At 38.0% G+C, this 24,655-nt stretch carries 17 protein-coding genes, 3 tRNA genes and 2 pseudogenes; 3 read left to right on the forward strand and 19 right to left on the reverse strand.

Annotated features, from left to right (window positions below; all coding sequences use genetic code 11):
- The first annotated feature begins 141 nt into the window (after positions 1-141).
- Together WH390_RS01645 and WH390_RS01650 are read left to right on the forward strand one after the other, a co-directional pair.
- Positions 142-930, forward strand: coding sequence for an inner membrane protein YpjD (locus WH390_RS01645; RefSeq protein ID WP_032115485.1), 789 nt, complete (start codon positions 142-144; stop codon positions 928-930).
- 50 nt (positions 931-980) lie between these two features.
- Positions 981-2,273: an HlyC/CorC family transporter gene (locus WH390_RS01650; RefSeq protein ID WP_032115486.1), complete on the forward strand. Its 1,293-nt coding sequence runs from the start codon at positions 981-983 to the stop codon at positions 2,271-2,273.
- Between the two features lie 31 nt (positions 2,274-2,304).
- Here WH390_RS01650 and luxS read toward each other — a convergent pair whose 3' ends face one another.
- From luxS to gpt, 18 genes and pseudogenes are all read right to left on the reverse strand, one after another.
- Positions 2,305-2,820, reverse strand: coding sequence for an S-ribosylhomocysteine lyase (gene luxS, locus WH390_RS01655; RefSeq protein WP_032115487.1), 516 nt, complete (start codon positions 2,818-2,820; stop codon positions 2,305-2,307).
- A gap of 152 nt (positions 2,821-2,972) precedes the next feature.
- The gene (gshA, locus tag WH390_RS01660; RefSeq protein ID WP_032115488.1) at positions 2,973-4,532 is read right to left on the reverse strand and encodes a glutamate--cysteine ligase; all 1,560 of its coding nucleotides are present in this window, start codon (positions 4,530-4,532) and stop codon (positions 2,973-2,975) included.
- Between the two features lie 185 nt (positions 4,533-4,717).
- A tRNA-Arg gene (locus tag WH390_RS01665) sits at positions 4,718-4,794 on the reverse strand.
- Positions 4,795-4,865: 71 nt separating this feature from the next.
- Positions 4,866-4,942, reverse strand: a tRNA-Arg gene (locus WH390_RS01670).
- Positions 4,943-4,952: 10 nt separating this feature from the next.
- Positions 4,953-5,045 (reverse strand) — tRNA-Ser (locus tag WH390_RS01675).
- Between the two features lie 565 nt (positions 5,046-5,610).
- Positions 5,611-5,796: a carbon storage regulator CsrA gene (gene csrA / locus WH390_RS01680; RefSeq protein ID WP_032115489.1), complete on the reverse strand. Its 186-nt coding sequence runs from the start codon at positions 5,794-5,796 to the stop codon at positions 5,611-5,613.
- A gap of 222 nt (positions 5,797-6,018) precedes the next feature.
- A complete protein-coding gene (alaS, locus tag WH390_RS01685; protein WP_032115490.1) occupies positions 6,019-8,652 on the reverse strand; it encodes an alanine--tRNA ligase in 2,634 nt (877 codons plus the stop codon).
- Positions 8,653-9,411: 759 nt separating this feature from the next.
- Positions 9,412-10,482, reverse strand: a complete 1,071-nt coding sequence (recA, locus tag WH390_RS01690) for a recombinase RecA (RefSeq protein ID WP_032115491.1) — start codon at positions 10,480-10,482, stop codon at positions 9,412-9,414.
- 105 nt (positions 10,483-10,587) lie between these two features.
- Positions 10,588-11,094, reverse strand: a complete 507-nt coding sequence (gene pncC, locus WH390_RS01695; protein ID WP_032115560.1) for a nicotinamide-nucleotide amidase — start codon at positions 11,092-11,094, stop codon at positions 10,588-10,590.
- Between the two features lie 8 nt (positions 11,095-11,102).
- Positions 11,103-12,311, reverse strand: a complete 1,209-nt coding sequence (lplT, locus tag WH390_RS01700; protein WP_032115492.1) for a lysophospholipid transporter LplT — start codon at positions 12,309-12,311, stop codon at positions 11,103-11,105.
- Positions 12,311-14,457, reverse strand: a pseudogene (aas, locus tag WH390_RS01705) (bifunctional acyl-ACP--phospholipid O-acyltransferase/long-chain-fatty-acid--ACP ligase). The gene lplT and the pseudogene aas overlap by 1 nt, the downstream one beginning before the upstream one ends.
- Before the next feature lie 82 nt (positions 14,458-14,539).
- Positions 14,540-15,061 (reverse strand): annotated as a pseudogene (aroL, locus tag WH390_RS01710) (shikimate kinase AroL).
- A 159-nt stretch (positions 15,062-15,220) separates the two neighbouring features.
- Positions 15,221-16,474, reverse strand: coding sequence for a glutamate-5-semialdehyde dehydrogenase (gene proA, locus WH390_RS01715; protein ID WP_032115561.1), 1,254 nt, complete (start codon positions 16,472-16,474; stop codon positions 15,221-15,223).
- Positions 16,474-17,583, reverse strand: a complete 1,110-nt coding sequence (gene proB, locus WH390_RS01720; RefSeq protein WP_187290951.1) for a glutamate 5-kinase — start codon at positions 17,581-17,583, stop codon at positions 16,474-16,476. Before proB ends, proA begins: the two co-directional genes overlap by 1 nt.
- A 417-nt stretch (positions 17,584-18,000) precedes the next feature.
- Positions 18,001-19,050, reverse strand: coding sequence for an IS91 family transposase (locus tag WH390_RS01725; protein ID WP_406850625.1), 1,050 nt, complete (start codon positions 19,048-19,050; stop codon positions 18,001-18,003).
- Between the two features lie 381 nt (positions 19,051-19,431).
- The gene (gene crl / locus WH390_RS01730) at positions 19,432-19,821 is read right to left on the reverse strand and encodes a sigma factor-binding protein Crl (RefSeq protein ID WP_032115495.1); all 390 of its coding nucleotides are present in this window, start codon (positions 19,819-19,821) and stop codon (positions 19,432-19,434) included.
- Between the two features lie 70 nt (positions 19,822-19,891).
- Positions 19,892-21,151: an esterase FrsA gene (gene frsA, locus WH390_RS01735; RefSeq protein WP_032115496.1), complete on the reverse strand. Its 1,260-nt coding sequence runs from the start codon at positions 21,149-21,151 to the stop codon at positions 19,892-19,894.
- Between the two features lie 108 nt (positions 21,152-21,259).
- Positions 21,260-21,721 (reverse strand): xanthine phosphoribosyltransferase, encoded by a 462-nt coding sequence (gpt, locus tag WH390_RS01740; RefSeq protein WP_032115497.1) that lies wholly within the window; start codon positions 21,719-21,721, stop codon positions 21,260-21,262.
- 240 nt (positions 21,722-21,961) lie between these two features.
- On the opposite strand from gpt, the gene WH390_RS01745 reads away from it, so the two are divergent.
- Positions 21,962-23,422, forward strand: a complete 1,461-nt coding sequence (locus WH390_RS01745) for an aminoacyl-histidine dipeptidase (protein WP_032115498.1) — start codon at positions 21,962-21,964, stop codon at positions 23,420-23,422.
- A 30-nt stretch (positions 23,423-23,452) separates the two neighbouring features.
- Here WH390_RS01745 and dinB read toward each other — a convergent pair whose 3' ends face one another.
- Positions 23,453-24,508: a DNA polymerase IV gene (dinB, locus tag WH390_RS01750; RefSeq protein ID WP_032115499.1), complete on the reverse strand. Its 1,056-nt coding sequence runs from the start codon at positions 24,506-24,508 to the stop codon at positions 23,453-23,455.
- Positions 24,509-24,655: the final 147 nt, after the last annotated feature.

Consider the following 24,655-nt stretch of genomic DNA (forward strand, 5'->3'; position numbering starts at 1 on the left):
GTTAATTTTTATTATAACACGATGATAATTCAATCTCTGCATCGAGTTTCATAAGAATAGTGAACAACTGTTGGAGGCAATGCTGGCAAACGCTATACTAACTAACTCACATTTAATAAATTAGCTAACAAATAAAATATTATGCCAGTATTCGCTATTATCGCCATTAGTACCTATTTTTTGAGTGTGATACTCATCATGCCAGCTTTAGCTGGTAAACAAAAACTTTATGCCAGGCTAACACTCATATTAGCGGTTATTGCTCTGGTAAGTCATGGTATCGCATTAAAAGCATTGATCTTTGTTAGCGGAGGTCAGAATTTAACTTTATTAAACTTAGGCTCTATCGTCAGTTTGTTAATCAGTATCATTATGACCATCGTTGCCTTTAACGGCCGCGCCTGGTTCCTGCTACCAATCGTTTATAGTTTGTCTATTATCAACTTACTATTAGCAACCATTATGCCCGGTGAGTTTATTACCCACTTAGAAACAAGTGTGGCAACTTTTATTCATATCGGGCTAGCATTATTAGGCTATGCAACCCTGATAATCGCCGCTTTATATGCCCTACAGCTAGCTTTATTAGACTATCAATTAAAAAATAAAAAATTAATATTTACACCTGATATGCCACCATTAATGGTTATTGAACGTAAAATGTTCCACATTATACAAGTTGGGGTCATTTTACTGACACTCACCCTCGGGACAGGAATGATGTTTATGGATAATGTTTTTAATAAAGAAAACATCCATAAAGCTATTTTATCTATTTGTGCTTGGGTTATTTACATTATTTTGTTATGGGGTCACTTTCATCACGGATGGCGCGGTAGAAGGGTGATTGTTTTTAATCTGATTGGCGCATTTATTTTGACATTGGCTTTTTTTGGTAAGCGATTACTACAGCATGTAATCGTCATTTAATTTTTTAGACTATTTTATGATTAACTAATGAACAACATAGGAATTTTACCTTGGAGCAGGTCTCAACAAGTACTTTAATCATCATACTTATTGTCATGGTTATCTTATCAGCCTATTTTTCTGCCTCAGAAACAGGAATGATGACCCTTAATCGATATCGATTACGCCATTTAGCCAAACATGGCCATCAAGCTGCTCGTCGCGTTGAATCACTATTAAAACAACCAGATCGCCTAATCAGTCTTATTTTGATTGGTAATAATCTGATTAATATATTGGCCTCATCGTTAGCAACTATTGTTGGTATGAGACTTTATGGTGATGTTGGTGTGGCCATCGCTACTGGTATCTTAACTTTTGTGATCCTAGTTTTTGCTGAAGTGCTACCAAAGACAATGGCGGCACTCTATCCAGAAAAAGTGGCTTTTCCTAGCAGTCTTCTGCTTAAACCGCTACAGAAATTGATGTTACCCATTGTTTGGTTATTTAACACCATCACCCTTATGTTCATGCGTTTCTTTGGTATTAAATCGCCCATTATTAGTAGTGATGCGATTAGCAAAGATGAATTGCGTACGATTGTTAATGAATCCAAAAGTAAACTTTCTCGTCGTAATCAGGATATGTTGATCTCAATCTTAGATTTAGAAAAAGTCACTGTAGGCGACATTATGGTTCCTCGCAATGAAATCGTTGGGATTGACGTTAATACTGAATGGAAATCGATTATCCGCCAACTAACTCATTCACCACACGGTCGAATTGTTCTTTACCGAGATACCCTTGATGATATTATCGGCATGCTACGAGTTCGTGAAGCCTATCGACTAATGGTCGAAAAGAAAGAATTTAACAAGCAAAATCTAATCAGAGCTGCAGATAAAATTTATTTTATTCCAGAGAGTACGCCATTAAATACACAGCTAATAAAATTTCAACGTAATAATGAAAAAGTAGGTATTATTGTTGATGAATACGGTGATATTCAAGGGCTGGTAACAGTAGAAGATATTCTTGAAGAGATTGTTGGAGATTTTACTACCTCAATGTCTCCCAGTTTAGCCGAGGAAGCTTTACCACAAACCGATGGTTCTGTGTTAATTGATGGTACTGCTAATATACGAGAAATCAATAAAGCTTTTGATTGGCACTTACCGGTTGACGGCGCCAGGACTATCAATGGTCTGTTATTAGAAGAGCTAGGTGACATTCCAATGCTAAATACTGAAATCTTAATAGGTAAGTACCGTTTTATAGTATTAGCTATCAATGGCAACGTGATTAAACAAGTTAGAGCAATGCCGATTGACCTGCCCTTTACGATAGAACAAAAACCATACTAGCTATCATTTTAGCCGCTTTTTATAGGCTATTTTATGATGATAATTGCGTTAACTTTTCTTTCGATAACATTAGTTCGTTATTTTTATTAACCACAATGCCACTTTCAATCACATTGCGAGCAATTTGCTGAGCTTCAACTAAAGAGTGCATTTCATAAGTACCACACTGATATTTATTTAACTCAGGTATTTGATTCTGAGCCGTCACTTTAAGTACATCTTGCATAGCCATTTTCCAGGCATCAGCAACAGATTGTTCATTAGGCTGGCCGATTAGACTCATATAAAATCCTGTACGACAGCCCATCGGTGAAATATCAATAATCTCTACATCGCTACTATTGAGGTGATCACGCATAAAACCGGCAAATAAATGTTCTAATGTATGGATGCCTTTCTCCGTTAATAGCTGTTTGTTTGGCACACAAAAACGAAGATCAAATACCGTGATCGCATCACCATGCGGAGTCTTCATCGTTTTAGCAATACGCACAGCAGGTGCTTTCATCTGGGTATGATCAACCATAAAACTATCAAGTAATGGCATTACTGTGATCTCCAAAAAATTAATTTTTTACAAAATAAATGGAACTTCCTTTCATATCGCAAGTCTTACTTAAGCAAGACGCGAAAATTGTTATCATCCTATTCTCTAAGAGATTCTATTTTGGCCACTTCAAAGTGGCCATTTCTTTATTCTTACCCGATATGGGCCTTTAAGTAACGCTCAAAACTTATTTTATCCGCTTGTTCAATTGCAAACTGTTTGCTAATCGAGGTGTGACGAACATTAGCAAACTCAGTTTCAGTAATCACTTCATAAGGTTCATTGCTTAATTGTTGATGATAGGTCTTAGCCAGTTGCAAACCATATTGACTAATACTCTGTTCAATCATCGGGGATAATATTTGGCCAGAATAAGTAAGATCTGGATTTTCAAACATTGCTATCAATTGAGAACAAATTTCACGATATCGTGTATTGCCACTAACATCTAACACATCAGCAACTCTAATTAAATCATCAAATAATATCTGCCCTACCTCTTTTAAAGGTCTCATTGATTCACCACAACCCACACCGATTATTTGTCCAGGTTTACGACCTTCAAGGATCACTCGATTCCAATTCGTGCGACAACAATTTAATTCTCTTTCATCCATCACCGGCGCATCCGCTAATACACACCAGATTAAAAAGAGATCAAGAAAATGGATCTGCGCTTCATCAATACCAATGGCAGTAAATGGGTTAATATCCAAAGCTCTAACTTCAATATATTCGATTCCTCTATTTAACAGTGCATCGGATGGCGACTCATCACCAATAAGCACTCGTTTGGGTCGAATCGGCGCATATAACTCATTTTCAATTTGTAAAATATTGGTATTCAGCTGCAAATGTTTACCATCTTTATTGTATATACCTAATTTTGTAAACTCGGGAGAAGGCTGTTTTATTGCTTGCTTAAGACCAGTAACATAAGTCGTTAGATCATTAAAGGTGATTTTCAGATCACTTTGGGATTTGTTGGTATATCCCAAATCACTCATTCGTAGCGATGTGGCATAAGGGAGATAATAGGTTCCTTTAGCTGTCTTCTCAAAAGGAAGATGCCTGGCATTTCCATGCAAAAAAGAACCACAAATTGCAGGTGAGGCGCCAAATAAATAGGGGATAACCCAACCAAAGCGATAATAATTACGAATGAGTCGAAAATAACCAGCAGAAATTTCATCCTTACCACTTTCGGCATCCTTAACACCAACCAACGCTTGCCAAAATTCAATCGGCAAAGAAAAATTATAATGGATCCCTGCAATTGTTTGCATTAACGCCCCATAACGATTCTTTAATCCTTCCCGATATAAAGTTTTAAAACGACCAATATTAGAAACACCATATTGAGCCAGTTTAATGTTATCTTGGCTCTCTATAAAACAAGGCATACTTAATGGCCACATCAATTCATGATCAAGATGACGTGCTGTATAACGATGTAAATCTCTTAAAAATGCTAGAACGTGCCCAATATTATTATCAACTGGAGTGATGAATTCCAACAAAGCTTCAGCAAAGTCAGTCGTGATCCATGGATGAGTTAACGCTTTCCCTAAACTATCAGGGTGAGGAGACTTAGCCAGTCCGCCTGTTGGTGTAATTCTCAGTGTTTCACGTTCAATACCTCGACAAAGACCATGTAAAATATTAGGACGTGCCTCTAACCATGATAGCGCTTTTGATACATTCGGGATCAAATTGACCTCCCGTTATCCGTTCGTTATTTTTACTTTTAGAAAAGTTACTTTAGCGTAAATAATTAAAATTGTCGCCGTCTAGATTATCTAGAGCAAATCACTAAAGTAATCGTATATTTTATTAACAAACACATTTTAATTATAAAACAAAAAACCCTGCCGTTAATTGACAGGGTTTTATGATATGGCGCATCCAGAAGGATTCGAACCTCCGACCGCTCGGTTCGTAGCCGAGTACTCTATCCAGCTGAGCTATGGATGCAATTTTTGTTTTCTATTATTAAAGATACGCTAGTTAGCTTTAATAAACAATATTCTTTATTCTAAAATTAATGGCGCATCCAGAAGGATTCGAACCTCCGACCGCTCGGTTCGTAGCCGAGTACTCTATCCAGCTGAGCTATGGATGCACTATCAAAATGGCGGTGAGGGAGGGATTCGAACCCTCGATGCAGCTATTAACCGCATACTCCCTTAGCAGGGGAGCGCCTTCAGCCTCTCGGCCACCTCACCATCGAATAAGCAACGAGACAATTTCAAACCATCTCTCTGTTGCGTGGCGCTCATATTACTTTCCCAGACTTAGAAGTCAAACAATTTTTCCGATCTTTTTACGTTCTTTAGTTCGTTTGCACATTTCACAATCAAGATGAGTAGTTTAACAACGAAATAAAATAATATGGCATTCTATATTCACCAATAAAAAATCATCAAAACAGGAAGATTAACAGAAAAAAACAGATCAAAAGTAGGTTCTTATCCTTTAATAAAGAAAACTATTCCAGCGTAAAATAGTTAACCTAAATATTTTCTTTTTATAAGTTATGTCAGCTAATAATCTATTGATTTATTTGTAAGTATTTTAAAAAATGCGTTGGTATCTAACAATTAAAATCCGGCATTTGATTCATAATGTAAAAAAATACTAAAAAAAAGACATTTTTTACAATCTATCTAATTGGTTTTATAGGATACTAAGCTTGAAAAAATACAGACATAAAATAGATGGCAATAAGAAACAGCGCTCATTCTATAAATATAATTAACATATACCTAAGAATGAACGCTTTACTAAAAATTACTGATTATTGGGCTGGCATTTTTCAGCTTGGATCCGTTGATAAATTTCTTCACGGTGAACAGAAACCTCTTTGGGTGCATTAACCCCTATACGTACCTGGTTGCCTTTTACACCCAGCACCGTTACTGTTACCTCATCGCCTATCATGAGCGTTTCACCAACTCGACGAGTCAGAATAAGCATTCTTTGCTCCTTGAAAATTAAAAAGAGTCGGGTCTCTAGGTTTCCCCGCTATTATCCATCACACACCGTGAAAACGTAAAGCAATGATATTCACCTAAAGTATTTAACCTAAAGCAATCATCATACTAATATTGTAGCTAAAAATATAATTTTGTACTTAGGTCATTTAAAAACAATCCGTTAAAGGTTGCATAATTAAGTTATGCAACCCTCATGGTTAATTCATGTCAAGCGCGAATTAACCCACTCTTCAACTGATGCTAATGCAGCAGGAAGTGCTGTTATATTAGAGCCGCCCGCCTGAGCCATGTCAGGGCGACCACCCCCTTTTCCGCCTACTTGCTGCGCAACAAATGAAATTAAATCACCAGCCTTTATTTTAGCAGTCAAATCATTGGTTACACCAACAATTAGACTGACTTTATCATTACTTATAGTAGAAAGCACAATAATTGCTGATTTTAATTGATTTTTTAAGTCATCAACAATGATACGTAGCTGTTTAGGCTCAGTGTTATTTAACTGAGTAACTAATAAGCTAACTCCGTTAATTTTTTTAACTTGTTGACTTAAAGAAACACTTTCTTGGGCAGCTTGTTGCCCTTTTAATTGATCTAACGACCTTTCTAATAACTTAACTTTATCTAATGTCGTTTTAATTTTTTCCATTAGATTATTAGCATCACCTTTCATTAATTGGCCAATTTCAGCCAATAAATTGGATTGCTGGTGAAGATCATCTATAGCAACTTGTCCGGTTATAGCTTCTATCCGCCGAATTCCCGCTGCCGTACCCGATTCACTGCTAACACGAAATAATCCTATATCGCCAGTCCGATTGGCATGAGTACCGCCGCATAACTCAATAGAAAAATCGCCGATACTAAGAACGCGTACCTGTGCATCATATTTTTCACCAAAAAGCGCCATCGCATCTTTTTCTTTTGCCGCCTCTAAATCCATTAATGTCGTTATAATAGGGTCATTTTTACGAATTTGATAATTTACGATATCTTCTATTTGGCGTATTTGCATCGGCGTCATTGCAGCAAAATGAGAAAAATCAAAACGCAAATATTTCTCATTCACTAAAGATCCTTTTTGGCTTACATGATTTCCCAATACATCACGCAAAGCGGCATGCAACAAATGGGTAGCTGAGTGATTGAGACGAATAGCGTTACGACGTTCAATGTCAATTCCTGCGTCGACCGAATTATTTACCGCTATTGAGCCAGTCATTACCTTACCAATATGTCCAATTGCTTGAGCATATTTTTGTGTGTCAGACACAGCAAATTGACAATGGCTATTGCTAAGTATACCGCTATCACCAACCTGACCACCTGACTCAGCATAAAAAGAGGTTTTATCTAGAATAATAATCCCTTTTTCACATTGGTTTAATACATTGACAGGCTTACCATGATGAAAAATAGCCGTTACTGTAGCTTGTTGGTTGTTATTTTCATAGCCTGAGAAATCACTATGACTATCTACTTTAATGGCATCATTATAATCGGTCGCAAATCCACTCGACTCTCGAGCTCGATCTCTTTGCTGCTCCATCGCAGCGTTAAAACCTAACTCGTCGACTTTAATATCGCGTTCACGGCAAACATCAGCGGTTAAATCAAATGGGAAACCATAAGTATCATAGAGCCGAAATGCGATTTCACCAGCTAAAGTGTCGCCTTGTAATTGTGCTAATTCGTCATCCAGTAGTTGCAATCCACGCGCTAAAGTACGAGCAAACTGTTCCTCTTCATTCTTCAATGTTTTTTCAATCGTTGCTTGTTGAGATTTTAGCTCGTCAGCAGCGTTACCCATTACCTGAATTAATGGTGCAACTAATTTATAGAAAAATGTCTCTTTCGCTCCTAGCATATATCCATGACGAACCGCTCGACGAATAATACGACGCAATACATATCCACGTCCTTCATTAGCAGGAAATACACCATCACCAATAAGAAAAGCGCTTGATCGAATATGATCAGCGATGACGCGTAATGATTTATTATTCAGATCCGATAAAGCAATCACTTTAGCAATAGCAGCAATTAATTGACGAAATAAATCAATCTCATAATTTGAGTTAACATGTTGTAATACTGCGGCAATACGTTCAAGCCCCATGCCTGTATCAACAGAAGGTGTTGGAAGTGCCTTTAAACCGCCATCAGACTGGCGGTTAAATTGCATGAAAACAATATTCCAGATTTCAATATAGCGATCACCATCCTCTTCAGGTGACCCTGGCGGCCCTCCCCAAATATGTTCACCATGATCATAAAAAATTTCTGTACAAGGGCCACAAGGACCGGTATCCCCCATTTGCCAGAAATTGTCAGAAGCATAAGGGGCACCCTTATTATCACCTATCCGAATAATACGCTCAGCAGGAATACCAATTTCCTGTTGCCAAATTTTATAAGCTTCCTCATCAGTGTGATAAACGGTGATCCAAAGTCGCTCTTTGGGTAAATTAAACCACTGCTCACTTGTCAGCAGTTCCCAGGCATATTTGATTGCATCCTGTTTAAAATAGTCACCAAAGCTGAAGTTACCTAACATTTCAAAAAAAGTATGATGGCGAGCGGTATAACCAACATTCTCTAAATCATTATGTTTGCCTCCAGCTCGAACACAACGCTGTGCAGTTGTTGCTCGAGAATAAGCTCTTTTATCCAATCCCAAAAATACATCTTTAAATTGGTTCATGCCTGCATTAGTAAACAATAATGTTGGGTCATTATTTGGTACTAATGAACTACTAGGTACAACTTCATGCCCTTTAGTATGAAAAAAGTCGAGAAACGCTTGACGGATCTCAGCGGTGCTTTTACTACTCATAATTATCCTGAAATCAAGCTGGAAAAATAGATCTATGACTTGATGTGATAAACACATTTTTATCATCAATCAAGTTACCGACGGCATTTTACCTGGCAAACCTGAGAAATCCTTAAATTGTTTTATGACTAAATCGGTGACAAGGATCTACTAACTGACGAGTATTAATACATCGCTCAAATGCTCAGGCTTTATAGGTACATCTTTCCCTAAATATATCGTTTTCTAACTAATACAACAACGACTAGTCTGATTAGTTTAACATAAAACGATTTAACTATTACGCAGGGAAACTAACACTACATTAACACTATTTCATTATATTTATTTTCCTATTATCGGGACAAAGCGGTTAAATTTTGTCTCCATCTACATTTAGAAAGATAATTGCCAATAGATAACTCCAGTGGCTAATTTCACTTAGTTTAAATTACGTATAAGCTATAGTTATCAGCTAAATAGAAGATTAAGGAAAGCAATAGCGTAAGTCTAACACAAATTAATCAAAAACTGCGCCTGAATATATTAAGCCAATAATAACAATTTGCTATATATAACAAAACAAAGCACTTTTTGTAAAAAATGAACTAATCATCTCCATTAATTGTTAATAATATTGTAAATTCCAAGACTATCTTACTAAAGTGTGTTTCAAATCATAATTCAATCTAACTTGTATTAATAACTAATTTATAATGAGCAAAAGGCCATATCCAGATCGAATATAGCCCATAGATTTAATCAATTTTATTTATTAAGTTAAAATTCTTCTGGTAATGGAGTTTCCTCTACCGCTTCTGTCACAAAATCAGAAGCGGCACTACTAAATTCACCAGCGTGATTAAGCAACATAGCCCGTAATTTTTTATCTAATTCAGTGTAAATTTGCGGGCGTTCTTTCAAATAAACTGTCGCATTTGCTTTGCCTTGACCTATTTTCTCGCCATTATAACTGTACCAGGCACCCGCTTTTTCAATCAATTTATGCTTCACACCTAGATCAATAAGCTCACTATAGATATTAATCCCTTCTCCGTACAAGATTTGAAACTCTGCTTGTTTAAAAGGAGCCGCAACCTTATTTTTTACTACTTTAACGCGAGTTTCGCTACCAATAACTTCTTCACCATTTTTGACGGAACCAATACGTCGGATATCAAGACGCACTGAAGCATAAAATTTTAACGCATTTCCGCCGGTGGTTGTTTCAGGATTGCCAAACATAACGCCAATTTTCATTCGGATCTGATTAATAAAAATTAATAGTGTATTAGAATTTTTTAAATTTCCGGCTAACTTACGCATCGCTTGACTCATCATACGAGCAGCTAGTCCCATATGTGAATCACCAATTTCACCTTCAATTTCAGCTTTTGGTGTTAAAGCTGCTACAGAATCGACAATAATAACATCTACTGCCCCAGACCGTGTTAAAGCGTCACAAATCTCCAGTGCTTGTTCACCCGTATCCGGCTGTGAACAAAGTAAATTATCAATATCAACACCAAGTTTTTTGGCATAAATAGGATCTAAAGCGTGTTCTGCGTCAATAAATGCACAAGTCTTACCTTCACGTTGAGCTTCCGCAATAACCTGTAATGTTAACGTGGTTTTACCGGAAGATTCTGGGCCATAAATTTCAACAATACGACCTAATGGCAAGCCTCCTGCACCTAAGGCGACATCAAGAGATAATGAACCGGTAGAGACAGTTTCTACATCCATAGAACGATCTTCACCTAAGCGCATAATTGATCCTTTACCAAATTGCTTTTCAATTTGACCTAATGCGGCAGCGAGTGCTTTCTGTTTGTTTTCATCAATAGCCATTGTTTAACTCCCCCGAGCAATGAAGTGAAGATAATACTTCACTGCAGATAAGACGATTTGATATCGGTTGTTGATAATTATACTGTATAACCATCCAGTATCAAGTTAATTTTTGATTATTTCTTTCAATAGTGTTGTTAATGAAAATATCACAGCTTGGCGTCGGATCTGAATACGATCGCCTTTAAACAAGCAACAACGAGTTACTATCCTTGCAACAGAAAGAGATTTGCAAGCAAAACCAAACCAAACTGTACCAACCGGTTTTTCATCAGTACCACCACCAGGGCCGGCAATACCGCTAACTGAAACCGCAAAATCAGCATTAGCCCTAGCTAACGCTCTTTCTGCCATCTCTATGACAACTTGTTCACTAACAGCACCATATTTATGCAACGTATTTTTACTCACACCTAGCATATCATGCTTAGCTTCATTACTATAAGTAACAAAACCTCGCTGAAAATAGGCAGAACTACCTGAAATATCAGTAATGACTTTAGCAATCCATCCTCCTGTACATGACTCTGCACAAGTTATTGTTTTACCCTGTTTCTTTAGGCTATTAGCAAGATTATTACTTAATTCATAGAGCAGCTGCTCACTATTCATTTTAGCCATTATCCTTTTTCATACATCTTGCGATATAGATACCAAATCCAGAGGATGCCAATTGCTACTGCAAAGGTTATACCAAACACTATTCCTATCGTAATAATAGAAATACCTGTTTTGAGCGCTAATGAATAAAAACCCAAGATAATTAGCATAGTGGTATTTTCACTTAAATTCTGAATAGCGACAGCATTACCTGCACCAATCGTCTGTTTGCCTTTTTCTTGTAGCAAAGCATTAAGCGAAACAATAAATAAACCACCTAAAACACCTAATATAATAAGGATCAAATAAGTAGAAAAAAGATGTTGTTGCATTGATAAAATAATAATTATCACACCAATAAAGATCCCTACCGGCATACAACGACTAACTTTATTGAGTGTAATGATATGTGCCGCAAATCCGGCACCAATGATGATACCTATTGCCACCACCCCATTCAGCAATGTAGGTGTAGTATTATCGGTAATATTAAGTGCTATTGGCACCCAGAGCACTAATAAAAAACGCAGTGTTACACCGGCGCCCCAAAAAAGACTAGTACCAATTAAAGAAAATCGCCCACCATGATCACGCCAAAGTGTTTTAAATAGACCAATAAAATTCAAAATTAGCTGGCGAAAAACCCATTTTTGTTTATTTTTAGCGGGCACTAATCGAGGAATATATAAATTAATCACCACCGCAATTACATAAAACAGGACACACATAGCTAAAGCAAATAACAGATCGATATCGGCAAAAAAACCACCCGCAACAGAACCAAACAAAATTGCCGCTATTGTCGAAGCTTCGATAAAACCATTTGCTTTAACTAAATTATTGCCAGTAGTGAGCTCAGCTAAGATGCCATATTTTGCTGGCGAGTAAGCTGCTGCACCAATACCAACTAAACCATAGCAGAGAAAAGGATCCAGTCCTAATAGAATGCCTACCGCTCCGATCAACTTACTAATATTAGCTAATAACATGACCCGACCTTTAGCAAAACAATCTGCTATTTGTCCCACAAAAGGCGCTAATATAATATAAGTAAAAACAAACACCACTTGTAAGATAGGTTGGCTCCAGTCGGGATAAAGCTTGGCTTTGAGTTGCGCTAAAATGACAAATAATAGGGCATTATCAGCAAAAGCAGAAAAAAATTGAGATAAGAGTAGCGCTTTTATACCTCTAGTTAATAGCGGCGGCGATACTATTAAATCTTTCATCAAGACTCCTCATCCGCGATTTTTTTTAACGCCACAAAATCCGGTTTTCCACTACCAAGTACAGGAAATGTTTTTAGGTAGCGAATATCTCTTGGTACCGCTAATTCAGGTAAGCCTTTTTCTTTTGCTGCCGCTAATAATCGACGACGATCTAATGTGTTATCGGTGGTATATAAGATCAGGCTTTCACCTTTATTATTGGTAGTTTTGATAACCACGCCATGCTGAGCATGGGGTGATAAACTGCCAGCAAGATGCTCGACTGTTTCTAGTGAAACCATTTCACCTGCTAGTTTTGCAAAACGTTTTGCTCTACCACGGATAATACAATAATCATCATTATCAAGTTCAACAATATCACCGGTATCATACCATCCCTCCTCATTCTCTCCTTGGCTGTTTTTGGCATGAGGCGATTCTAAATGATTAGGATCCTCGACTCGTAAATAACCTTTCATGACATTTGGGCCACGTAACTGTAAACGGCCGGCTTTCTCGATACCTGACACCGGCAGTAGTCTGGTTTCAATACCAGGTAAAATTTGACCAACAGTATCAACTTTAGCCGCCATAGGAACGTTGATTGATACAATGGGGGCGCATTCGGTCACGCCATAGCCTTCAAGTATTCGGATACCGAATTTGTCGAACCAAATTTTTTTTGTGCTTTCAATAAGTTTTTCTGCCCCTGCAACAACATAACGCACGCGCGCAAAATCATAAGGGTGAGCAAAACGGGCATAATGTGCCAGAAAAGTAGGAGTAGCAAAAAGTACTGTGCAATTTTTGTCATAAACCAACTCTGGGATCACCCGATAATGTAGTGGACTAGGATAAAGCAAGACATGACTACCTGAAAAAATAGGAATAAATAAACCTACCGTCAGCCCAAAAGCATGGAAAAGCGGTAATGCGGACATAAATCGATCTTTAGGGGTAAAATCAGCCACTGTTTTAACTTGCTCTACATTAGCCAATAAACTGGTATGGCTATGAACTACCCCTTTAGGCGTTCCCTCCGATCCTGAGGTAAAAAGGATCAATGCCGCATCATCTGGTTTTACTGGTATAAGCGCCTTTTTTGGCAATAGTAAGTGATATAGGATCCATTTTTTATCTTGCCAAGTCAGGGTATTTTGCAGATCTTCTAAAAAAATCCAATTGACTTCAGTAACCTGTTCAGGCAAATGTGATAACTTACCTTTTTCAATAAACTGACGAGAACTAAAAATTGTTTTAATGGATGCCGCTTTGATGGCATTTTTTAAGCCATTGCTACCAGCAGTATAATTCATCATGGCAGGGATCCGGCCACGTAATATTGCGCCAAAAATAGTAGCCGCCGTCATTGTTGCATTAGGTAAAAGTAAACCGACATGCTCATGTTGTTTGGTATAACGTTCAATAATAAGCCCAGCCGCTAAGGTTTTCTTGAGAAAACTTTGATAGCTGTCTTCTTTAAAACTAATATCTTCGATACAACCCGTGAAACGGCCAAAACGTTTCATCGCAGCAAAATAAGCTTCCATTAATGTTTGCTGGCAACGGCTATGCAATCGAGCCTCTTTCATAATCTTATAAAGTTGTGCTCCCGCCAGCCGACGACGGTCTGCCGCTCGTTTCGCCTCAGGCATGGTAATTTTTGTTGCTGGTAAAATCGTTAATGTTATTTTAGGAAAATATTTAAGCTTAAAAATGCCGTTCAACCGACTGAAATAACTTAATTCAGGTCCATCAATTCTAATCGGAATAACTTTAGCAGCTGTTTTTGCCGCCACAAAAGCAGCACCATCATAAATTTTCATCAGTGAACCATGAACGCTAATTCTTCCTTCAGGAAAAATGACGATCGGACGCCCTTTTTCTATTTCTCTAACTAAAGTTCGAATAGCCATTGGGTTGGCAGGATCAAGCGGAACAACATCGGCATAGGGTTTTAATAATTTAATAAAGCGTGGTGTGCCGATAGATGAATAAACAGCAAAAAGCGGGCGAATAGGTAAAAAAAGAGCGAGTAGGATCCCATCTAAAAAAGAGACATGATTAGGTGTTATTAAACATCGCTCATATTCTTTAAGTTTTATTTCACCAACCACAGTCACGCGAAAAAAAACTGGAATATTGCGCGCAATAATTTTATCAGCATATCTCTTTCCTTACTCCTTAATGTTATTGATCATTTTAGAGTACATCTTTCACCGAAGATGACTAACATAGCAAAATTGAGATCATACAAAGTATTTTTTATCGTTTTGCAAAAAATGGTCTATTTGGTAAACAATTTTTGTCGTCGGTAAGTCGGCATCAATAATGTAATCAGCGGTATCTAAATAGTAACCTTCTCTTTCATTCATTACTTCAGCTATCTCTTCTGCTAAGGGCTTACCTGTTAATGTTGGTCGTTGTGAAATTTCAGGATCAGCAGACAGACGCCTAATCAATACATCAGATGGAGCTTGTAAATAAATAATACAGCCATTTTTTTTCATAAAATCACGATTTTCTTTCAGTAAAATAATCCCTCCTCCCGTTGAGATCACTGAGTTTGGCTGTTGTATTGATCGCAACACGCTGGACTCCAAATCACGAAAGCAATCCCAACCATCTCGTTCAACTAACTAGGCAATACTTATTTTAGCATTTTGTTTAACTAACAAATCGGTATCAAAAAAATGACACATCCTAGATTCAGCTAACGTTCTTCCTACTGTTGTCTTCCCTGCACCTCTTGGTCCAATAAGATAAAGCATATCAAGTCGTCCTAATCGATAATTTATTTAATTAGTTAGAATATATATGTCAGCTTACAAGCGAGATTTAAAATTTACAAAAGTAAAAATTCTAAATTTCCACGATTAAAATAAAGCCACACAACAACAGTGTGGCTCAAAAAATCGTGAAGTAATGACTCAAGAACGTGTTAAATTATCTCCATAACCAATCCATTTATAGGTTGTTAATGCATCTAATCCCATCGGACCTCTTGCATGTAGTTTTTGTGTGCTTACCGCAACCTCTGCACCTAAACCAAATTGTCCGCCATCTGTAAATCGCGTACTGGCATTAACATAAACCGCCGCAGAATCAACGCGCTGAACAAAATAATCAGCTTGTTGAATTGATTGGGTCAAAATAGCATCAGAATGGGCCGTTCCATAATCCCGAATGTGATTAATCGCAGCATCGATATCGTTGACGACTGTAACGTTAACATCAAGCGATAACCATTCATCACGGTAATTCTGCTCCAACACTTCAACAACGCTTGCCGGGCTTGACTTTAAATAGGACATTGCATGCCGACTGGCATGTAGAGTCACATTTTGCTCAGCCATTTTCTCAGCCAAAAGCGGTAGAAATGTAGCTGCAATACTTTTATGAACTAATAACGTTTCCAATGAATTACATGCACTTGGGCGCTGCACTTTAGCATTCACGATCAGTGGTAGTGCTTTGTTAAAATCAATATGCTGATCGACATAAATATGACAGACACCAATACCACCAGTGATCACTGGGATGGTTGATTGTTCACGGCATAGCTTATGTAAACCTGCTCCACCACGCGGGATCAACATATCTACATAGCGATCCATTTTCAGCAATTGGGTTACTAATTTTCTGTCTGGATCATCAATAGATTGAACCGCTGCCTGTGGAATATCATTTTGTTGCAACGCTTGCTGAATAACTTTAACGATTGCTTGATTAGTCTGTGAGGTCTCTTTACCACCACGTAAAATTACCGCATTACCGGTTTTCAAACATAACGAGGCAACATCGATCGTTACATTCGGACGCGCTTCATAAATAACACCAATCACGCCCAGTGGAACACATCGACGTTGTATATTTAAGCCATTATCTAATAAGCCGCCATCGAGTATACGTCCAACCGGATCAACTAATTGACATACCTTTCTTACATCATTCGCAATAGCATCTAATCGCTCAACAGTTAGCAATAGTCTGTCTTGCATAGCTGCATTCATATGGCCAGCTTTTGCGGCTTCCATATCCTTAGCATTAGCAGCTAAAATTGCATCACTCTGTTGTTGCAGGCAATCAGCTATATCCATTAAGACATTATTTTTCTGTTTTGTATTTAACCCTGCCAGGTACCATGAAGCTTGTTTAGCCGCTTTGCCTATTTTTTCCAACATCATTTACTCACTATCATATCGTCACGGTGAACAGCAACAGCACCATACTCATAACCCAAAATTCGATTAATTTCTTGCGAATGATATCCTGCGATTAGGCGTAAAGCATCGCTATTATAATGAGTCACCCCATGCGCTAAATCTTTGCCTAATAAATTAAGAATACGCACAACGTCGCCGCGCGAAAAATTACCACTAATTTTCTTTATTCCTTTTGGTAATAATGAGCTGCCTTTTTGCTGGATAGCCAAAGCAGCACCCTCATCGACAACAATTTCACCCGCCAGAGGCGCGCCAAAAATCCACCGTTTTCGGTTTTCCATCGGCGTTTTTAAGCGATGAAATTTTGTTCCTACTTGCAGACCTTCGAGCACATTTGCGATCACATTAGGCTTATCACCGGCGGCAATAATCACTTCAATTCCCGCTCGGCCAGCAATGCCCGCTGCTTGCAACTTTGTTGCCATTCCACCAGTGCCTAAACCGGTCACACTATCACCTGCCATGCATCTTAGTTCATCATTAATATCATGAACTTCAGTGATCAATTGTGCATTTGGATTGTTGCGTGGATCTGCGGTATACAGTCCCTCGATATCCGTTAATAATAGTAACTTATCCGCATCAGCTAAAATTGCAACCAATGCCGATAAATTATCATTATCACCAACTTTAATTTCGGCTGTCGCAACGGCATCATTTTCATTGATAACAGGAATAATACGGTTATCCAATAACGCTTGTAATGTGTCGCGTGCATTCAAAAAACGTTCGCGATCTTCAATATCAGCTCGGGTCAATAACATCTGACCAATATGAATACCATAAATGGAAAACAACCGTTCCCAAAGTTGGATCAGATGGCTTTGCCCAACCGCCGCGAGTAATTGTTTCGAAGCAATTGTTTCAGGTAATGTTGGATAACCTAAATGCGCTCGACCAGCAGTAATTGCACCCGAAGTGACAATGATAATGTGGTGACCTTTTTCATGCTGCTGTGCGCATTGTCGCACTAATTCAACAATACGAGCCTGATCCAAACAACGCGATCCACCCGTTAATACACTTGTTCCTAATTTTATCACCAAAGTTTGGCTATTGTTCATCATGCTTCTGCCATTAACTCTCTATAACAATAAATATTTATGTATAAGAATTTCAAAAATAATTTAATGTATAAGAATTTCAAAAATAATTTAACGAAAAATTAACATTAATTATTAAGCAGCATAACGGGTATCAAACGTGATTTTTTTCTTTTTGAGGCGAGAGAAAGATTTGTCAATAAGCGGTAATGATGTTTTTATGAACAATATGAGTTAACTTTGTACAATTGAGTGGATTTTAAGTAGATCTCCCCTTACCCCAAAAAGGGGACGTAACGCATTCGAGCAATCTCTAAAGCATGATCGACTAATTGAGCTATCCTCAATCCTTCGATAAAACGAGAAAATTTCATCCTGCCACCACAAAGAATGCAACTAAACGGATCGACTCCTAAAACCGCTGGCTTAGCAGGGTAAAAGTCATCGAACGTTTTCTTTTGAATGCCGATTGTCCCACTGCTTTTCTAACAATATCGAGTAATTTTCCCACCACTCGATTTGCCAAAAACCAAAATAACGGATCATCCGAAAATGTTTCTCGGGGATCTGTTTGATAAGCCGTAAAATTAATTCTTTCTGGGTTAAATCTAAATTTTTATAATGACCGGTATTATGGTCGAAAAACCGCAACGTAATGCGACTTCCTCCATCATAATGCGCTAGCCTTGCGCCAGAGACTGGCGGTTTCTTCAGGTAACGCCCAATATACTTTGCTGTTTTTTGGGCATTGGATGTCGGGTCGGCAAAATAAACATGCCAATAATCTTTACCTTCAGCATTTTTCCCTGCATTCAGAATAAACCGCTTCCACTCATCATAATCTCTTATGTGCTGTAAACTTTCAGGTAGGTAAATTTTCCCCCAGACAGAAAGAAGATATTGTCGAATATTCCACATCCAACGTTTTCTGACTTTAGCGAGGTCAAATTGCATCGACTTCCATTTTTCATTTTGATTGATGCCGCCCATTGTCCATGAGAGATGAATATGCGTGTTCCAGTTTAGTTTTCTCCCATAGGTATGTAGCGCACCAAAAATACCCATTGTTAATCCCCGTTTTTTTGCTGCATAAAGTAAATTGTCCGCAGCAAACGGGAACAGTTTCCCTAGTAACCATCGATTCAATTCAAAGAGAAGCCAAAGACTATCCGGCATCGTAAACGTACCATGTTGCCATTCGACATCCGGTAAACGCATTATATTTGTGTCTATCCAAGTATCCGTGGCTTTTGTTCCACAGGATGGACAACCTCGTCCCTTGCAGGTAAAACAAACTAACTTCTGATGAGCACAATCTTCATTTTCACAACAGTATTGACGGAACCCCATCATCGTTGTGCCACAGGCTAACATTTTTGTTACCACCTCGATTTCAATATCTCTCAGTTGGGTAGTTTCCATGATCGCCGCCCATGCATTATTCCGCTCAAAAAGCAATTTTAACGGTTTGGGTTGAAAATCAGCTCTCATCGGGAAGTTAACTCACGGAAAAAAGAAACGAAATTAGCCATTTAACGATTAATAACTGTCATGTTTTAGGGTGAAAAAATAATCAATTTTAACGTTGCAGGATTATTTAACCAAATCTTATTTAACTAACCGACAAAACACGCTATAAAACGTCCTGTATCACTTTTTATGAAGAGATATACGATGGGTAATAGGGAATGATAGGTTTTTTTATTTGATAGCCTTAAAATCAATTACAGGCGGTTTTTTTTATGTCTGTACTTACTGGTTATCGATTTGCAGCCGTAGGCTGATTCGTTCCCAAGTAAGAAGCGTTATGCCAACTGACATAACGCAATTTTAATGAAAAGTTAATTTTACAATAGTTGCCAACAATATAAGCTATATATTAATTGCAACCATTTTGGGGCAAGGGGTTAATGTTAATTCCAATGTATTAAGTGAATCACCTAAACGTTTGTGGAATTCTTGCAATGTCTCTTCAAGCGACTTGATAATATTTGATTTATTAATTTCGATCTGCTGCCAATTACCCGCTTTATCAAACATACCTAATTTATAATGATATACAAATCCGTCAAGTTCTCGTCTTAATTCCAACCACCATCCCCAAAATTCACGCTTTTCTGGAGCAGTCTTTGCATTAACACAAATAGCAAGGCAGTCGAAAAAAAAGAGATCATCCTGACATTGAGATTCGCGGAGATAAGGTCCTAACCTGGTAAAATGCTTCAATAATTTACTTTTAGAATAATTTGAAGTTAAAGCCATAATAAGGATCTCCTTGTTGTTAAGCTACCTTTTTAGCAAATAAGAAAAAATAATCACGTAATCACAACGATTATTCAATTTTGCTTTTCAGCCAACTCACTACTGTAGAAAGTGACTGATGAAAATTTTGATACAACGGCTTGGTTGGTAAAGTCAATAACTTACCGTCAATGGACGAACGTACGACAAGTAGTGCGTCTTCTTTAGGACTAAAAATATCATTTTGCCAGTTGACAGCCATAAACGGTACAGAACAGCGACGCCCTAATAATCCCTGTTTTTTTAGCGAATAACAACTTAGTTCTGAACGTAAAACAGCTTCATCTACCTGATAGAAACCTAATCGACTGGCAAAGAGGTCAATATTCATTACCGGTATTTGATCCTGATATTTTTGTTCAGTAAGCAAGCTGTGGACGATGGGCCCTAAAACTGCAACGCCTTTTAAGCGTTTGGGTTCTAAATAAGCTAAGCGAAGTGCAATATTGGCACCAAAACGCAAACCAATTACACCTATTCGAGTATGATCGATCCATGGAATATTGGCCAATTGATTAAGTACCTGTTGATGCAGCGCGCTAGTATCCTGAGAAAGTTTATATTTAATAGAATAGCCAATTGATGGCATATCCAGAGTTAACATAGCAAAACCTTGCGGGGCCAGATAGTTGTTGAAAAGGCGGTAATAATCTAGTTGTAAACTATCTAATGTGCCACAAACTAAAATCGTGGGACACGGGCCTTGGCTGGTATCCGGTAAATGTAAAAAACCAATCACCTCTTTTTTACCATCCGCTATTTTGAAAGAAATTTTTTTCAGTCGAAAATCGGTCAATTGCGCTGCATTTTCATAAGCTTTATTAGCTAATAACACCGCTTGTTCGGCAAGATTATCACCTTTAAGATGAGGATATGCGGCAATACTATATAAATTAGCTGCCCGTAACCAAGCTTGGCTTGCTGCTATTTTTGTTGGCAATTCAAGTGCTTTTTTCTGCCAGCCCATCGCTTGTTGTGACCACTCATAAGCCCAATTTCCTGGCTGGTAACCAATTATGGTATCGAGTAAGTTATCAAAACTTCGAATACGATTATTTGCCGCAATACGACTTAATACTGCTTCAATCTCCAGCCCATCGTTGCCACGCCAAATCCATATTAGCCGGTTAAGCATACGATACCAACTAACATAACTCGTCCCTTCGAATGTTGAGCTATGCTTCAATAAATGCGTTTTAGGCACGCTATAAGTCACCAGAACAGAGGTCTCAGTTTGTTTCAGTTTTGATTTAGGCTTAAACAGCTTTTCTGACAGATTTTTTTCACTCATATTGACTTTATTCAGTTAAAAACTTTAGCAATGAAAAAGGGATGCGATTAGCATCCCTATATCATATACTTTATTTCACGAATCAAAGCGAAATAAATAAAATAATTATTATTGTTCACAAAGCGGCTTAATAAAAACCTCTTTTTCCATATCCCAAGGTTGTTCTATCCAGGTATTTTGCGGTATATCAATAACATAATTATCAACTAATGGACGCCCAGCGGGTTTCGCAAAAATAGTCACAAAATAGCCTTTGGGATACATATCCCTGATAGCTTGCGCTGTCCCGCCAGTATCGACCAAATCGTCGACCACAATATAACCTTCACCATCGCCGTCCATTCGCTTAATAACCTTAAGTTCTCTCTGGTTATTATGGTCGTAACTTGAAATACAGACCGTATCAATATGGCGTAGACCCAATTCACGAGCAACAATAGCACTTGGAACAAGTCCACCGCGGCTAACCGCAATAATGCCTTTCCATTGCTTGGCTGGTAGTAAGCGTTGTGCCAAAGTACGGGCATGCATTTGCAACATATCCCATGTTACGATGTATTTTTCACTCATAAAATTCTGATCCCAACGACTAGAGACAATTTTAGAAAAGCATATTAGTGGAGAAAATATTGCGCGAGATTATAGTGATTTGTAATAACAAAAACCAGAAATTAATTAATATTATCACAATTAACTAAAGGAATAGATGTTAGAAGGTGATATTCTGAATTAATAAAATAAATAATATTTACCAAGACTGCGGAATTAATTAGCAATCTTAATAATAAGGGTAGTAATAGGAGATAAAACGTGTCTGAACTTTCACAGCTTTCACCACAGCCGCTTTGGAATATTTTTGCACAAATTTGTGCAATTCCTCATCCATCTGGACATGAAGAAGCACTTGCTTCCTATATTATTCAATGGGCGGAGAGCAAAAAATTTAGCGTTGAACGCGATAAAGTCGGTAATATTCTTATTCGCAAACCGGCAACCACCGGCTTGGAGAATCTTCGACCTGTCGTGCTTCAAGCCCATTTGGATATGGTGCCACAAAAAAACAGTGATACTCAGCACGATTTTACTCAGGATCCTATCCGTCCTTACGTAGATAATGAATGGGTGAAAGCGCAAGGTACCACATTAGGAGCAGATAATGGCATTGGTATGGCCTCTGCTTTAGCTGTACTGGATGATGAACATGTTAAACATGGACCAATAGAGGTTTTACTCACCATGACGGAAGAAACCGGCATGGTTGGTGCTTTTGGCATACAGCCAAATTGGCTACAAGCAGATATTCTGATCAATACCGATTCCGAAGAAGAAGGCGAAATCTACATGGGTTGTGCCGGCGGCGTTGATTTTACCACCACCTTTAAATTGGCAAGAGAAGCCATTCCAGCTGATCATATAATCTTCAAAATAACACTTAAAGGGTTAACCGGTGGTCACTCGGGTGGTGATATTCATTTAGGATTAGCTAATGCGAATAAACTATTGGCGCGTTTTCTAGCAGGTCATGCCAGTGAATTACAATTAAAGCTCATTCATATTCAAGGGGGTAGCTTACGTAATGCGATCCCTCGTGAGAGTGAAGCAATTTTTGCAGTGCCCATATCAGCAGCAGCTAATTTAGAAACTAGTAAAAATCACTATCTAGCGATGCTAAGATCTGAATTTGCCGCGCTTGAAAAAAACTTAGTCATTACGCTTGATGAGACAACAACAGAATTATTTGCGCTAACCGCAGATTGTCAATCTCGCTTATTACATTTTCTCAATGCTGCGCCTAACGGTGTCATTCGGATGAGCGACGACATCAAAGAGGTTGTTGAAACTTCACTCAATATCGGCGTTGTTAATATGGATGAAAAAAAGGCCGAAATTACTTTTTTAATTCGCTCATTAATTGAAACGGGCAAAGATTATGTTGTTAACATGTTGACATCATTATCGATGCTTGCCGATGCGGAATGTGAACATAAAGGCAGTTATCCTGGCTGGAAACCAGATCCGAAATCGCCAGTCATGGCACTTGCTAGCGATATCTATCAGCAACTATTTGGCAAAACACCTAAGATCATGGTGATCCATGCTGGTTTAGAATGTGGGCTATTTAAAAAACCTTATCCTCAAATGGATATGGTTTCCATTGGGCCAACGATATATGGCGCCCACTCACCCGACGAGCGAGCTAACATTAAAAGTGTCGAGAAATACTGGCAACTATTAACATCAGTACTTAAATCAATACCTGAAAAAGGTTAATAATTGTAGCAGGCTAAACTAGCCTGCTTTTCACCAGTTCAGTATTAACTGCTTTTCTATCTGTGGATTTTGTAAAGTTATATGTAGACCTACTAATCTAACACCGCGATCTGCTCGCCTCTGTTGCCAAATTTGCTGTGCTATTTGGATAAGATCACCTTTACTTAAAATCGGATAACTATGCTCTTGAGTCGTTAACTGAAAATCGGTAAATTTCATCTTAACGCCTTGACTTGCAATGCTAAGCTCCGGTTTAATTTTTGCTAATCGAGTCTCAAGTTCTGGATAAAGTCGTTCAATAATTTTCATACAGTCATCCCATTGATAAATATCCTTAGCAACAGTACGCTCTACCCCAACTGATTTAGGTAAACGCTCACTATTAATGTTACGTGGATCTACGCCATGACTAAGATCCCATAAAATTTGACCAAACTTACCTAATTCTTTCACTAATGTAATCAAATCAAATTGTTGAATATCGCCACAGGTCTCCAATCCCATTTTTTGCAACCGCTGTGCCGTAACCTTACCGACACCAGGAATTTTTCTTAATGGTAATGGATAAATAAAATTGGCCACTTGATCAGGCGTAATAACATATTGCCCATTAGGTTTATTCATATCGGAAGCAATTTTAGCGAGAAATTTGACCGGTGCGATACCCGCTGATGCCGTAAGCGATAATTGATTAAAAATGCGCTGTCTAATCGCATTAGCTATCAAGGTTGCGGAACCGTGATAATGGGGACTATTTGTCACATCAAGATAAGCTTCATCTAAAGAAATAGGCTCAACCAATTGCGTAAAATCGAGCAGAATTTGCCGTATCTGCCATGATATTTCTTTATATAAAGACATACGGCCAGGGATAATTCTCAATTGTGGGCAATGTTTAAGTGCTAAAGCTGTAGACATTGCACTATGCACACCATAACGTCGAGCCATATAATTAGCTGTACAAATTACCCCACGTCGATCCGCTCTACCGCCAATCGCTAGCGGAATATTGCGCAAAGAAGGATTGTCACGCATTTCTATAGCTGCATAAAAGCAATCCATATCAATATGGATAATTTTGCACACAACCTTCTCCCAATAATACTGTTTAAATAAACAGTATAGTGATGATTTTATTAATCGTAAATAAAAAATTTTAAAGAAAATAACAACTCAATAATAGGATTATGGCCATAAAATATTTTATTAAAATAATGTATTACTTTTTTAATA

It is taken from the genome of Candidatus Arsenophonus nilaparvatae, assembly GCF_045346035.1.
Taxonomy (GTDB): domain Bacteria; phylum Pseudomonadota; class Gammaproteobacteria; order Enterobacterales; family Enterobacteriaceae; genus Arsenophonus; species Arsenophonus nilaparvatae.

Bases quoted from the DNA above. Each gene is read 5' to 3' on its own strand.
- recA (WP_032115491.1), bottom strand. From the start codon at position 10,482: ATGGCTATTGATGAAAACAAACAGAAAGCACTCGCTGCCGCATTAGGT.
- pncC (WP_032115560.1), bottom strand. From the start codon at position 11,094: ATGAATAGTGAGCAGCTGCTCTATGAATTAAGTAATAATCTTGCTAAT.
- lplT (WP_032115492.1), bottom strand. From the start codon at position 12,311: ATGAAAGATTTAATAGTATCGCCGCCGCTATTAACTAGAGGTATAAAA.
- frsA (WP_032115496.1), bottom strand. From the start codon at position 21,151: ATGAGTGAAAAAAATCTGTCAGAAAAGCTGTTTAAGCCTAAATCAAAA.
- gpt (WP_032115497.1), bottom strand. From the start codon at position 21,721: ATGAGTGAAAAATACATCGTAACATGGGATATGTTGCAAATGCATGCC.
- luxS (WP_032115487.1), bottom strand. From the start codon at position 2,820: ATGCCATTACTTGATAGTTTTATGGTTGATCATACCCAGATGAAAGCA.
- alaS (WP_032115490.1), bottom strand. From the start codon at position 8,652: ATGAGTAGTAAAAGCACCGCTGAGATCCGTCAAGCGTTTCTCGACTTT.
- proA (WP_032115561.1), bottom strand. From the start codon at position 16,474: ATGTTGGAAAAAATAGGCAAAGCGGCTAAACAAGCTTCATGGTACCTG.
- WH390_RS01725 (WP_406850625.1), bottom strand. From the start codon at position 19,050: ATGAGAGCTGATTTTCAACCCAAACCGTTAAAATTGCTTTTTGAGCGG.
- WH390_RS01645 (WP_032115485.1), top strand. From the start codon at position 142: ATGCCAGTATTCGCTATTATCGCCATTAGTACCTATTTTTTGAGTGTG.
- csrA (WP_032115489.1), bottom strand. From the start codon at position 5,796: ATGCTTATTCTGACTCGTCGAGTTGGTGAAACGCTCATGATAGGCGAT.
- crl (WP_032115495.1), bottom strand. From the start codon at position 19,821: ATGGCTTTAACTTCAAATTATTCTAAAAGTAAATTATTGAAGCATTTT.
- proB (WP_187290951.1), bottom strand. From the start codon at position 17,583: ATGATGAACAATAGCCAAACTTTGGTGATAAAATTAGGAACAAGTGTA.